Here is a 13,758-nt window from a genome sequence, read left to right on the forward strand (position 1 = left end):
CTGATGGATGGTGTCGTCCACGTCTCTCCTGTATGGCAGAGTACCCCATCGTCAACGCGCACCACCACATCGGTCGCGGCGGCGACAGCGAGGACAGAGTGTTCGAATGGCAAGAGACCATCGCCCAGGTAATCGACGCGATGGACGAGAACCACGTCGACGCGACGATGCTGATGCCTCTCGGCGGCGAGAACGACAAAGCAGTTACCGAGGTCCACGACCAGATTCATGAGGCTACGGAGGCCTTCCCCGGACGCATCTTCGGTATCACGGCCCCGAACCCGCACATGGGGACTGAGTGGGTGCAGGACGAAATTACCCGTTGCGTTCAGGAACTGGATTTCAAGTACGCCAAACTCCACACGCTGGCGTGGGGCGTCGACCCGACCTCACAGGTCGCCTACGACTTTTACGACGCGTGTGTCGAAAACGACGTCCCGGTGATGGTCCACACCGGACCACACGGGATGCCCTTCTCGGTGCCGGGAATGTTGATGCCAGTCGCAGAAGACTATCCAGAGCTGGACATCATCATGGCGCACATGGGTGGGGCCTACACGCTCACTCAGGAGGCCATCTTCATGGCCGAACGGTACGACAACCTCTACCTCGATACGACGTTGGCACTCAACATGTACGTCAGACGCGCGATGGAGAAGGTCGGTGCCGATCGCCTGCTGATGGCCGCCGAACACTCCTCAAACATCCCGGTTGCACTCACCAAAATCGACTGCATCGGGGCCAACGAGGAGCAAAAGCGCAAGATTCTTGGCCAGAACGCCATCGACCTGTACGACTTAGACGTCGCGAAACAGGACTGGGACGAACAGGCCGCGCCAGCGGACGACTGAGTCGACCACCCACTTCGATTCCCGCTTTCGAATACCCGTCTTTTCCATGACGACAGACCATGCCGTCGCTTTCGCACAGCACGCAGATCCCTGTGAGGCACCCGACACCGTCTCCGAACAAGTTAGGATCCGCGTGCTCGATACGCTCGCCGCCATCACCGCCGGCTACCGAATGCCCGGCATCGATGCTACGCGCCAGTACGCGCGCGCTCGACTTGGCGGTGACGAAGCGACGCTCCTCGACGGCTGCGGCGACCGGTGTTCGCTGGCCGGAGCGACGCTCGCGAACGCGACAGCGGCAAACACACTCGACATCGACGACGGACACCGGCAGGTCAAGGGTCATCCTGCGGCGGTGGTCGTCCCCCCAGCACTCGCGGCGGCCGAAGCAAGCGACGCGACCGTCGGTGAGTTCCTCAACGCGGTGTACATCGGCTACGAACTCGCCGTCAGGGCCGGACTCGCGGTTCACGAGACCGATGACGTCTACTCGGGTACCGGATCGTGGGGGGCCCTTGGCGCAGCTGCCGCAGTCGCTCACCTCCGGGAACTCCCTGCCGAGGCGTTCTCTCACGCGCTCGGAGCGGCGGCGTACCACGCGCCACGAACGCCGATACTTCGCGGCGTCGACCGACCTAGCATGACGAAAGACGGTATTGGCTGGGGTGCCTACACTGGTGCAGTTGCCGTCGATCTCGCGGCGAACGGGTTCACCGGCTCGGGGACGGTCTTCGACGAATCCACCGTTTCTGCGACCGACACCCTCGGCTCGACGTTCCACGTCACCCGGGGATACCTCAAACCCTACCCCTGCTGTCGTTGGGCACAACCGGGCGTGGACGCGGTCCTTGCGCTCCGACGCACCCACGACATAGACCCCCAGACCGTCAAGTCAGTGCACGTCCACACCTTCACCGAGGCGACCCACCTTGACACTCGGAACCCGGACACCATCGAAGCCGCCGAGTACTCGTACCCTTACCCCGTCGCGGTGGCGCTCGCACGAGGTCGATTTGTGCCGGAGGATCTCCTCGCATCTACCCGACGGGACCCGTTAGTTCGGCGACTCGCCGGGAAAGTCGAACTCACCGTCGATGACCGACTTGACGCGCGGTTTCCAGAAGAGTGTCTAGCACGCGTCGACCTCATCACCGACACCGACAGCTACCGCTCTGACGTGACACGACCTCGAGGAGCCGCCGACCGCCCACTTCCTGCAGCGGAACGCGAGCAGAAGGTCGACGCGCTCTGTGAACCGACGCTCGGCGACGGTGCCGGCGACCGTCTCCGATCGATACTCACCGATCGGGCCGCCCCGGTTGCCGACTTAGTGGTCGAATGGGCGGAAACCGGCGGCAAGCAATGACCGTGAATCGCCGGCGGGCTTATGTCTTCGCAGTGGGTGGGTCGAGACAATGCTGACCGCAAAGGTGTGCGTTCGCTTCGAGAACGACTGGACCGAGGAGTTGCGCCGATACAATGTCTTCGGGGAGTTTCTCGCATCGACCTTTCGGAACCGCAGATACATCGGTCTCATGACCCTCGAAACGGACGACTTCGGGGCCACGCGTGAGGTCATCGAGAACCACCCCGACATCGAAACCGTCGACGTCGTCGAAACGTACGACTCGGCGAGCGGGTCCCGGACGGTGGCGACGTTGTTCCTTCGCGGGACGCTCTCGCAGTTCTCGCCACTCCAGACGCTCATGTACGAGGGCTTTCTCCCGCTCGGGCCAACGAAACTCGAAGACGGCTGCGAGTGTTTCGACCTGCTGTTGGAAAGCCGGGACGAACTCGCCGACGCGACCGCCATCCTCGGCGAGTTCGGCAACGTCCACATCGAACGTATCTCGCGGGAGTTCCGTCGCGAAATTACCCCGTCGGCCGCCGAGTGGCAGGAACTACTGGCCTCGATTCCGAAGCGACAGCGCGAACTACTGAACCTCGCGCTCGACGCCGGTTACTTTGACATCCCTAGAGAGGTCACCCTCGAAGAACTCGCAGACGAGATGGACATTACGAAGACGACCGCCTCGAATCACCTGCGGAAGGCCGAACGACGAATCATGTCGTTTCTCATCCGCTACATCGATCTCGCGAGCAATGACTGACTTAAATTGCCCACATGTTAGACAGGTCACTTTGACCGTATCGACGCCAGACTCGACATATGACCACGATACTCCTTCCGGTGACCGACCATGGCCGCTGGACCCGCGCCGTCGCGACGGTGGCGGCCACCATCGAAGACGACGACACCGACGCCGTCGTCTTGTACGCTTTCACCGACGCCGACGTCGAATCGACGACTGACCACCTCGGCATTGACGACAACCCCGAACTCGACGAACTGGCACAGCGGAAATCGGGCGTCGGGCAGGCGCTCTCCGTGCTCGAAGACGGCGGTATTGACACCGAAGTGTACGGTCTCGCGGTCGAAGACCGAACCGGCGAGGAAATCCTCGCGGTCGCTTCCGACCGCGAAGTCGATCGCATCTACATGTACAGCCGCAAACGCACGCCAGCGGGCAAAGCCGTCTTCGGGAGCGCCCTGCAACGTGTCCTGTTCGATAGCGACGTCCCCGTCGTCGTAACACCGCCGAACGTAGCGTGACCACCGTGTGTTGGGACCGACCCCTCGAGCCGGAGGTTCGACGGCCGGTTATCCCACGGTAGCGTGACCACCGTGTGTTGGGACCGACCTGTCGGCCATCTCCTGGATGGGGCCAAAACGTATTCCTTATTAATGTTCACATGTGTTTGGCTCAATGACTATCCCCCGGTGTGAACGTACACACACCTATGCCACAGAGAAACACGCGGCGAGAGGTGTTACGAGCGACAGGAGCAGCAGCCGGTGTCGGGGCACTGGCAGGGTGTTCGTCACTGTTCAGTGGTGACAGCGAGGGGTCGGTCACCGTCGGCTCGAAGAACTTCACCGAACAGAAGATTTTGGGCTACATTGCCTACCACGCGCTCTCGGAGAACACGGACCTTTCCATCGAAGACCAGGTCAACCTCGGCGGCACGAACACGAACTTCGAGGCGCTCAGAAACGGCGACACCGACCTCTACTGGGAGTATACGGGGACGGCCTGGCAGACGCTTCCACCACAACACGACTCGGTCATCACCGACGAAGAGGAGATCTACGACGAGGTTAAAGCAGAGTTCGAAGACGAACACGACATCACGCTGCTCGAACGCGGTCCCTTCGACAACACGTACGTCCTGCTGACGAACGAAAACTGGCACGAAGAGACGGGCGTCGAGACGCTGAGTGATTTAGCCGATTACGTCAAAGACGGGAACACGGACGTTACGGTCGTTATGAACGCGGAATTTCAGGAGCGGTCGGATGGCTGGCCGGGGCTGATAGAGGCGTACGACTTCGAGTCCGAAGCCGAGGAACTGACCGTCGATAACGTCGACTCTGGGCTCACCTACCAGGTGGTAGGCGAGGACGAAGCCGACGTAGGGATGGGGTTCAACACGGACCCGAACATCCTCGAGTTTGACCTGGTGGTACTGGAAGACGACGAAGAGTTCTTCCCGGTGTACAATCCAGTCCCCCTGGTGCGCATGGACGCACTCGAGGAAAACGATTCTATCGAATCAGGGCTGGAAGGAATCGCCGAAACGCTCTCTAACGACACCATCCTGGAACTCAACAGGAAGGTGTCAATCGACGAGGAGAACGCAGAAGACGTCGCTCGCAAACACTTGCAGGATAACGACCTCATCTAACATGATGCTTCTCGGCAGTGTATCGACGGGAACCGTACTCATGGCCGTCATGTCGTATGTCGAGTACGCAATCAAAAATAGCGCGGGGCTCGCCAAGTTGACCGTAGAACACATCGACATCATCGCGCTGGCCATCGGCATCGCAGTACCCATCGGCGTGACTCTGGGTGTCCTCATCTCGTTCGATGACCGTGCCGCGACGGTCGTGATCTGGCTGGCCGGGATTATGATGACGATTCCGAGCATCGCGCTCTTTGGCTTGCTCATTCCGCTGGTCGGCATTGGCAACCCACCGGTCATCGTCGCATTGGTGTTGTATTCCCAACTCCCCATCATCCGAAACACGTACGTCGGGCTCAAGCAGGTCGACCCGGCGGCGGTGGAAGCCGGCAAGGGTCTCGGGATGAACCGCCGTGAACGTCTCCGTCGCGTCCAACTCCCCATCGCGCTCCCGGTCGTCATGACCGGCGTCCGCAACGCCGTGGTCATCCTCATCGGCATCGCAGCCATCGGCGCGTTCATTGGGGCTGGCGGACTCGGTGAGCCAATATTCACCGGCATCAGCGAAGCCCAGACGTCACAGATAGTCGTGGCGACAGTGCTCTTATCGGGGCTGGCGCTGGTCGTCGACTACGGACTCGCCGTCATCGAACAACTGCTGCGCCTGCGAAACGGCGAGACGCTCAACCAGCGTCTCGGCACTCGTCTCTGCAAGAGGGTCCTCTCATGAGCATGATAGAATTCGACAACGTCACGAAAGTCTACGACGACGGCACCGTTGCCATCGAAAACCTGAGCTTCACCGTCGAGGAAGGGACGACGACTGTCCTCGTTGGTCCCTCTGGGTGTGGCAAGACGACGACCATGAAACTCGTCAACCGCCTCGAAGAACCCACAGAGGGTACCGTCTACTTCGATGGGACCGACGTCACGGAAGCCGACCCGATTTCCCTCCGGCGAAACATCGGCTACGTCATCCAGGAAATCGGGTTGTTCGACCACATGACCGTTGGCGAGAACGTCGCGACCGTCCCAGAACTGGAAGGCTGGGAGCGCGAGCGCATCGACGATCGCGTCGACGAACTGCTTAACCTGATGGACCTCCCGGCGTCGGAGTATCGCGATCAGTATCCGAGAGAACTGTCCGGCGGCCAGCGCCAGCGTGTGGGCGTCGCTCGCGCCCTGGCGGCCGATCCCGACGTCCTGTTGATGGACGAACCGTTCGGGGCGCTCGACCCGATCACTCGCGAGAACCTCCAGGATGAGTTCCTCGACATTCAGCGGCGCATCGACACGACTATCCTGTTCGTCACCCACTCCGTCGACGAAGCGCTCAAGATGGGTGATAAAATCGCCATCTTCGACGTGGGCGAACTCGTCCGCTACGACACACCGACGAACGTCCTCGAAGACCCCGGCAGTGATTTCGCCAAAGACTTCATCGGGGCCGACCGGACGCTGAAACAACTCCAGGTCACGCAGGTCGAAGACGTGATGCGCGAGGGGGTTCCAGACCGGTTCTCGGACCTCGTCGCGGGCGTCGACGGACGGTCCGCCACTGGTCTCGACAACGAACTCGTCCCGGTCAAGCCCACGGACAGCACGCAAACCGCGCTCTCAAGGATCATTCAAGCCGGAACGAACGCGGTTCCGGTAGTCGAAGACGGGGAGTCGCGTTGCGACTTAGAGACCGCGAGGGGGGAGCAAAGCGACCCGCAAGTCGTCGGTGTCATCACCGAAGAGGACATCCGCCAGAGTACGACCACTCGTGTGGAAAACCGCGAGGTGATGTGACGTGAGCGCAGTCGGAGACCTCGTTGCCGCCTGGCAGTTCCTACTCGAAAACACCGACCGGTTCATCGAGTTGCTGACTACACACGTACTGCTCGTGGTCCTCTCGGTGATCCTCGCGATACTCGTCGCCGTCCCCCTGGGCGTGCTGGCGACGCGCAGCGAGCGGGCGAAAGGTTACATCCTCGGTGCGGGGAACGTCGCCCAGACCGTCCCGACGCTCGCGATTATCGCCCTTGTATTCCCGTTATTGGGAATCGGGTTTCTCCCGTCGCTCGTCGGGTTGTTCGCGTACGCACTCCTGCCCATCCTCACAAACACGATAACCGGTATTGAAGACGTAAGCGACGATACGATAGAGGCCGCGCGGGGGATGGGCATGACCGACACCGAGATTCTCCGGAAGATACAGTTGCCGCTCGCGGTCCCGGTCATCTTCGCGGGCATCCGCACGAGTTCCGTCATCAACGTTGGAACCGCCTACCTCGCTTTCTTCATCGGGGGTGGCGGTCTCGGCGTCTGGGTTGTCGGCGGTATCGAACTCTACCAGATGGAGAAAGTACTTGCCGGTGCGATTCCGGGAGCGTTGCTCGCCATCTCCCTGGACGTCGCCTTCGCGCTCGTGGAACGCCGGCTCAGTGGCCAGACGTCGGTCAACCAGCAGGCTGCGACTGGGTAGCGAACCGTCGAGACTCTTGAAGCCTTGGACGCGTTCGCCACCGATTGTAACTGCTCTCTCGTCGTTCGTCGAAGTGAAATTTCGACACTAGTAGACATGAATGAGCAGACGACCTACGACGACGAGACCGGCGGAACGCACACCGAGGACGACCATGCGTACTGCTGTCCGTGGTGTGATTCGACGATACGCCGAGAAAATGGTACGCTTCGCTGTCAGTCCTGTGAGTACGCCCCCAGCCACGGGGCAGATTGACATACGAATACGCGAGTTCGTACGCTGGCGAGACGAACGAGAAGTGTTCTCCGACCCGACTGCGTGCTTTTTTTGACGTCATGTCGACGCCATGTTCTGTAGAACGAGGTATGCTCATCACCGTCTCCGACACGCACGGCCGGGATAGGCACCAACTTAACGGCCACCAGAACCCCTTAAGAGCTCCAATTCCCACCATGGGCGACGATACGGACGATACGTCCCATCGCCCCCACCAGAACAGGAAGCCGTTGAGCCGGCCCAGGAGAGCACGCAGGAGGACGCCGAAGACGTACTCCTGTCTCTGGGCCTGTGGCAGCAGATCGAAGTTCGATACGTGTGTGGAGACCGTGCTGGCGTTCTACGAGTACCTGCGCGACAACGCAGGCGAGCAAGTGTCGGAGGGCGACTTGGAGGACCTCGTCGCTCCGCTCTGTAGGAATAATGAAGCTACGCGGTGACCGGCACTGTCTAGTTTCGTACCTCCGCTGGCGTCTACCCGTTGAATGATTGGTTCGGTCGTTGACGTAATTACACTCCTTTACAAATATCGATATAAATACTATGCGTACTCCTTTGCTCGAATATTCAGTCATCACACCCATGGATTTGGTAATGGATAGCACACATACGGAGGAGCTATCCGCTTAAGTAAAGGTTATTGACCTAACACCGAATGAGAACGTACGTGGATTTGCATTCGAGTGAAGGAATCAGGCGACGCGCCCAAGAATTACTAGAACGGAGTATCGGGCCCGACGCTGAATTCCGTCCGGACCAGTTGGAAGCGATTGATAGTCTGGTCACCGATAAAGAGCGGCTGTTGCTTGTCCAGCGGACCGGATGGGGGAAGAGTACGGTATATTTCATCGCAACAAAGTTGCTCCGTGAGCGGGGTCACGGGCCCACGCTCATCATCAGTCCGCTACTGGCACTGATGCACAACCAGATCCTGGATGCACAGGATCAACTCGACCTAGAGGCCTGGACGATCAACTCCAACAATAAGGAAGAGTGGTCCGAGGCGAAGGAAGTCGTTGTCAACGGGAGTTGTGATCTGCTTCTTATCTCGCCCGAGCGATTGGCCAACAACGAGTTCCAGGAGGATGTGTTGGTTGAAATGGAAGAAGAGTTCGGCATGCTCGTCGTGGACGAAGCCCACTGTATCTCCGACTGGGGTCATGACTTCCGGCCGGATTATCGTCGTATCAAGCGTATTCTTCAACAGTTACCGGCTCACATCCCCGTCGCGGCGACGACAGCGACCGCAAATGATCGAGTGGTCGACGACGTGACCGAGCAAGTACCCGATCTCCGGGCTATTCGAGGCGATCTCGTTCGTGATTCGCTACGAATCCAAACGAACGAGATCGGCTCGAGAGCCCGTCGATTGGCTTGGCTTGCTGAGAACATTCCAACTCTCCCATCGTCGGGGATCGTCTATTGTCTCACGACTGACGAGGTTGAGACAGTTGCTGAGTGGCTGTCAAGTCGAGGACTTGACGTAGAACCGTATCACGGTGGAATGGATGGCGATCGTCGTCGCGAACTGGAGGACCGGTTACTCGAAAATGACGTAGATGGGGTAGTCGCCACGAATGCTCTAGGGATGGGATTCAACAAACCGGACCTCGGGTGGGTGATCCACTTCCAGCGGCCGCCGAATCTCATCAGGTACTACCAAGAGATCGGCCGTGCTGGTCGTGGCTTGGAGGAAGCGTACGCTGTCTTGCTCTCTGGCGATGAAGATGATCGAGTCGCCGAGTTCTTCATAGAACAAGCGTTCCCCGAACCGGAGGACTTCGAAACGATCCTGTCGGCGTTAGAGGAGAGTGATTCGCCTCTGCACAAGTATCAACTGCTGAAGCGGGAGAATATCTCTTGGAAGGCTGCTTCGCAGTGTCTGGATATGCTTCGCGTCGATAACGCAGTCATCAGGGTCGAGGATGGATTCAAGCGAACGTCAGCGGATTGGAGCTACGACCACGACCGAATTGATTCGGTTACCCGTCACCGTTGGGAGGAACTCGAGCGGATTAAGGCGTTCACTCGAACTGATGGCTGCTTGACCCGGTTCATCGATGACGAACTCGATGGTTCCCTGGAAGGGGATTGCGGTCAGTGCGCGAACTGTGCGGGTACGTTCCTCCCTGCAGACGTACAAGACGAGAGAATCGTGCAGGAGGCTGTGGAACATTATCGGGCTGAATCCTGGAGCGAAATTGATCCCCGATATTACATGCCTGAAGAAGATGGTCGCTCGAAAATCGAAGAGCACCGAAAGCCAGAACCTGGGCGTGTATTGTCGATATTCGGAGATCCGGGTTACGGTGAAATGGTGAGCCGTCAGCAGGATAATGATGACGGATATAGTCGGGAGTTAGTCTCCGCTGCAGTCCACCACATCGAAGAGGAATGGAATCCTTCGCCGGCTCCGACTTGGGTAACGGCCGTCCCATCTCCTACCAGCGGTAAGCGGGTGCAAGTTCTGGCCAGGCAGATCGCTGATCGTTTGGGTATTGAGTACGTTCAAGCCGTTGTTCCAGTCAAAGAGATTCGACCTCAACACGAGCTGGCGAATTCGTATCAGAAGCGCTGGAACGTAGAAGGCGCTTTTGAAGCTACTGATGCTGTTCGGTCAGAACCGCTGTTGCTCGTCGACGATACTGTTGGATCGCGTTGGACGTTCACCGAGATTTCGCTAACACTTCGAGATGCTGGAAGCGGTCCGGTCTATCCGTTCGCACTGGCCGAGCGGACCAGATGGTAAACTGCTATATTGATGCCGTCTACCGGATGCGGGACGATGAGCTCCTTGTCATCGACTACAAGGCGACGGAACGTCACCGCGACTTGGAGGATGATAAGCAACTCCCGATCTACCTGTTAGCATGTCGTGACCTGTACGATGAGCCCGTCGCACGTGCGGGATACGCCTATGTCGGTGAGATAGGGCCGAAGATCGAATCCCGAGCGTTCAGCGACGGTGACCTGGCAGCGGTCAGGGACGACGTGACGACGTTGATGACCCGCATTGGCGAGTTCTCGTTCGGTCGGTACACTGCTGGTGAGCACTGTCAGTGGTGTCAGCACAACCAACTGGCCTGCGCGCCGAATTTGTTCACTGTAGGTCCTGGTTTCGAGGAGTGACCAGTCGAAACCGCGTGATTGGCCGGACGGTGTTCCCGTCTCTCCAGTCCTGTTCCGCGTGAACCTTTCGCCGGGCTTGGTTCGGTACTCTGTTCGCAGTCCGAGCAACTCTCGGTTGAGCCTGGTTGACCGAATGTTTAAGTCATTATTGCAGTAATCATTACCCAGAGTATGACCTTCTATGACCGGGAGGCGGAACTCGATACCCTCACCGCCGCGGTGGAGTCCCCTGGTGCGGACTTCATCGTTGTTTACGGACGACGTCGAGTCGGGAAGACGGAGCTCCTCAAAGAATTCTGTGCCAATCGCCCCCACATATACTTCCTCGCTGCGCAGGAGGCCGAGCATAGACAGCGAGAGAAGTTCCTCGAGCAGGTCGCAGACCACTTCGACGAGCGCGTCCCGCGAATCGACGGGTGGGACGAGGCGTTCGAGTACCTGGGGGAGCAACTCCAGCGTGAGGATCTCGTCGTCGTCATCGACGAGTTCCCGTATCTCGTCGCAGAGAACGACTCGCTCCCGTCGTACGTTCAAGGGTTCGTCGACCAGGAACTCGATGGGACGGATTCAATGCTCGTACTCTGTGGGTCGAGTGTAAGTACGATGGAGTCAGAAATCCTGGGACACGAGAGTCCACTATACGGGCGACGAACAGCACAACTCGATGTGACGCCGTTTTCGTTTCAACAGGCCCGAGAAGTCATCTCGTACGACATCCAGGATGCGATTCGCTCGTATGCCGTCACGGGTGGTACCCCGATGTACCTCACGCTGTTCGACTACACACAGTCGCTCGCGGCAAATATTCAGTCGCACGTGCTGTCACCGTCTGCAGTGCTGTATAACGAACCCGAGTTTCTCCTGCGAACCGAGCTTCGAAACCCAGCCCGGTACATGAGCATCCTCGAAGCGGTCGCGCTGGGTCATACGACACCGAACGAGATCTCCGGCGCAACGGGGATTGACTCGGGACCACTTTCGAAGTACCTCCAGACACTTCGCCGACTCAGACTCCTCGAACGAGACGTTCCAGTCACGGCCTCAGAGAAGAAATCAAAGCGGTCACGGTATCGGGTGGCTGATGAGTTCCTTCGGTTCTGGTTTCGGTACGTCGAGCCGAATCGATCCAGCATCGAGGAAGCACCGGAGATCGTGTACGACGGGACGATTGAGCCGGACCTCCCAACGCACGTCGCAACCACGTTCGAAGACGTGTGCCAAGAAGCCGTCTGGGAAGCGATTCGACGCGGCGCATTCGATCCGTACTCAGAGGTCGGTCGCTGGTGGTACGGAGAAGAGGAGATCGATATCGTCGGGTTGGCACCGGAAGACGACCGAGTCCTCCTCGCCGAATGTAAATGGACGACGGATCCGATTGGGGAAGACCTCGTCGAAAGCCTGCGAGCTAAGGCAGAGAACGTCCGATGGGGACCGCCGGATCGAGACGAGCAATTCGCCCTGTTCTCGAAAAACGGATTCGTCGACGGACTCGAAGCGCAACTCGACGACTCGTGGTCCCTGTTCAGCGTAGCGGACCTCGATGACCTACTCACGCCGTCCTGAGTACTTCGATACTAATCCAAGGGAACGTGTATACGAGACGAATAACCAACAAGTAGAACATATCAAAATACCTGTTCTGGATGATCTCTCCGAGTTCGAGAGCACGCCGGTGTGTCCGATGAGTTAGCGGAGAAACGTGATGAACTGACGGCAGAGCAGTCAGACTTCGCGGGAATAGAAGAAGAGTTGGCAGAACTGCTGGCGAGCATTGTCAGTGGTGTCAACACAACCAGCTGCCCTGCGCACCTGACTCGTTGACTGTTGGCCCCGGATTCGAAGAGTGACACCGCTTCTCATCGTTCGCGTAGCTCACCGGGGAACTCTCCGGTAGGCCTCTTGCCGAACACTTCCCGATATGTCTCTTCGAATACTCCATTGATGAGCCGCGAGAATTCGCTTCGGTCGGTGCAGAAGTCGGACACTGCAGTATCCAGTTGTTCGAAATAGGATTCAGTGAGATTGTGTGGGTCAAGCTGGTAGTTTTTCACAACAAGCGCTGACGCACTTCCTAGCCGGAGTTCATCGACATCTATCTCTTCCAGCGAACGCTGTATACTCTCTGCATACTCTGCGGTGCACTTTTCAGTGAAGATGTCGTTGAATGATTGTCCCGCATGTCGCTTCGCTGTATGTACGTTCCGTTTTGGCGGGAGTCGAAGCCTGAAACTGAGAATCTGATCCCGAAGGTGAGTGGTCGTCGGTGAGTGCCGGTAATACAATTGGATGGTGCTTCTGCTGTCAAGTGGGTCTTGATCCCAGTACGCTGGGAGGATCTTCTGCCACTTTGGGTCGCTCGCGCTCGACGTTTTCCACCCAGAGGCCACGAAGTCGTATTTCTTGTTGAGTTTGTTCACCCAATTGTCTTTCAGGTAGGTGCTGACGTCTTCGAAGTCGCTTTCGAACTGGCTGTTCGCTCGCTCGATCTGCTGGATTAGATCGCTATGTTCGAAATACAGATGCAGGCGCTCGTTGAGTTCGTCTTCTTCGATTGGGGAATCCATGTCCTCTGTCTCCTTCAGTGATTGAATGAAGTCCGTAAATTGGATAACACTACGGTTTGGGTACTCGAAGAGCGAATCCTGTATCCCCTCTTCGAAACTTTCCACAAGGTCAGACCACGTATACGACTCAAACGTCCCGGTCTCGTCTTTTGGAGGCTCGGCGACGTCTCGTTTCACATACACGTATTTCGCATCATTCAGTTCTTCGACAGCCACCTTGTTCGAGTCGAACCAATTGAACTGCCACGCGTCCGCGGTAGCGTACGTAGTTGTTTGCTGTTCTCCTTCCTCTGCGCCGACTTTCAATTCCAAGAATACCGCCCATCGCGGATAGTCTTCCAACGCATTCCCACCGCAGATGACTAGATCGATCCGACCATCTGCCCCCTCGTCTGCTATCTGAACTTCGTCTTCGATCTCGATATGCTGTCGAGAGAGGTTGAATTCATGAACGTCGAGACAGTCCAAGAATTGGGTAAGGAGTGTGTAGCCGAAGCCGTGTGATTTCCGCGGATCCAAGAAGTATTTGAGCGTGTATTGATATTTCCGTTCCCGTGGACCGCGAAGTATCGAATAGATCCCTTTCGGGCGTTGAACGCGGCGATCAAGCTTCATGTACTCCTCTACGAATTGCTCCAGTTCACCGCGGTCAAATGCGAGGGGGTTTTCGGTCATATGGGGTCTGATTTTCAATCGCCCTTCAAATTAACCTGGAAGGGGC

Annotated in this window: 12 protein-coding genes and 1 pseudogene; 12 read left to right on the forward strand and 1 reads right to left on the reverse strand. The window is 58.0% G+C overall.

Annotated elements, in window-relative coordinates; translation table 11 throughout:
• The first annotated feature begins 32 nt into the window (after positions 1–32).
• From RJT68_RS15145 to RJT68_RS15200, 12 genes and pseudogenes are all read left to right on the forward strand, one after another.
• The gene (locus RJT68_RS15145) at positions 33–851 is read left to right on the forward strand and encodes an amidohydrolase family protein (RefSeq protein ID WP_407037381.1); all 819 of its coding nucleotides are present in this window, start codon (positions 33–35) and stop codon (positions 849–851) included.
• Between the two features lie 46 nt (positions 852–897).
• Positions 898–2,217, forward strand: a complete 1,320-nt coding sequence (locus RJT68_RS15150; protein WP_407037382.1) for an MmgE/PrpD family protein — start codon at positions 898–900, stop codon at positions 2,215–2,217.
• Positions 2,218–2,266: 49 nt separating this feature from the next.
• A complete protein-coding gene (locus RJT68_RS15155) occupies positions 2,267–2,962 on the forward strand; it encodes a helix-turn-helix domain-containing protein (protein ID WP_407037383.1) in 696 nt (231 codons plus the stop codon).
• A gap of 59 nt (positions 2,963–3,021) precedes the next feature.
• A complete protein-coding gene (locus RJT68_RS15160; protein WP_407037384.1) occupies positions 3,022–3,465 on the forward strand; it encodes a universal stress protein in 444 nt (147 codons plus the stop codon).
• A gap of 188 nt (positions 3,466–3,653) precedes the next feature.
• Complete coding sequence (locus RJT68_RS15165; RefSeq protein WP_407037385.1) at positions 3,654–4,598, forward strand: glycine betaine ABC transporter substrate-binding protein; 945 nt, start codon at positions 3,654–3,656, stop codon at positions 4,596–4,598.
• Positions 4,599–4,602: 4 nt separating this feature from the next.
• Complete coding sequence (locus RJT68_RS15170) at positions 4,603–5,328, forward strand: ABC transporter permease (protein WP_407040388.1); 726 nt, start codon at positions 4,603–4,605, stop codon at positions 5,326–5,328.
• A 2-nt stretch (positions 5,329–5,330) separates the two neighbouring features.
• Complete coding sequence (locus RJT68_RS15175; RefSeq protein WP_407040389.1) at positions 5,331–6,392, forward strand: ABC transporter ATP-binding protein; 1,062 nt, start codon at positions 5,331–5,333, stop codon at positions 6,390–6,392.
• 1 nt (position 6,393) lies between these two features.
• On the forward strand, positions 6,394–7,068 hold the full coding sequence (locus tag RJT68_RS15180) for an ABC transporter permease (protein ID WP_407037386.1): 675 nt from the start codon (positions 6,394–6,396) through the stop codon (positions 7,066–7,068).
• Between the two features lie 452 nt (positions 7,069–7,520).
• Positions 7,521–7,784, forward strand: a complete 264-nt coding sequence (locus tag RJT68_RS15185; RefSeq protein ID WP_407037387.1) for a hypothetical protein — start codon at positions 7,521–7,523, stop codon at positions 7,782–7,784.
• A 227-nt stretch (positions 7,785–8,011) separates the two neighbouring features.
• Positions 8,012–10,093: a RecQ family ATP-dependent DNA helicase gene (locus RJT68_RS15190; RefSeq protein ID WP_407037388.1), complete on the forward strand. Its 2,082-nt coding sequence runs from the start codon at positions 8,012–8,014 to the stop codon at positions 10,091–10,093.
• A 5-nt stretch (positions 10,094–10,098) separates the two neighbouring features.
• Positions 10,099–10,473, forward strand: a pseudogene (locus RJT68_RS15195) (PD-(D/E)XK nuclease family protein); the annotation flags it as partial.
• A gap of 171 nt (positions 10,474–10,644) precedes the next feature.
• Entirely contained in the window at positions 10,645–12,036 is a 1,392-nt protein-coding gene (locus RJT68_RS15200; RefSeq protein WP_407037389.1) for an ATP-binding protein, read from the forward strand.
• Between the two features lie 293 nt (positions 12,037–12,329).
• On the opposite strand, the gene RJT68_RS15205 is transcribed toward RJT68_RS15200, so the two are convergent.
• The gene (locus RJT68_RS15205) at positions 12,330–13,712 is read right to left on the reverse strand and encodes a PD-(D/E)XK nuclease family protein (protein ID WP_407037390.1); all 1,383 of its coding nucleotides are present in this window, start codon (positions 13,710–13,712) and stop codon (positions 12,330–12,332) included.
• Positions 13,713–13,758 lie beyond the last annotated feature (46 nt).

The organism is Halovalidus salilacus (assembly GCF_031852275.1).
Classification (GTDB): Archaea; Halobacteriota; Halobacteria; order Halobacteriales; family Natrialbaceae; genus Halovalidus; species Halovalidus salilacus.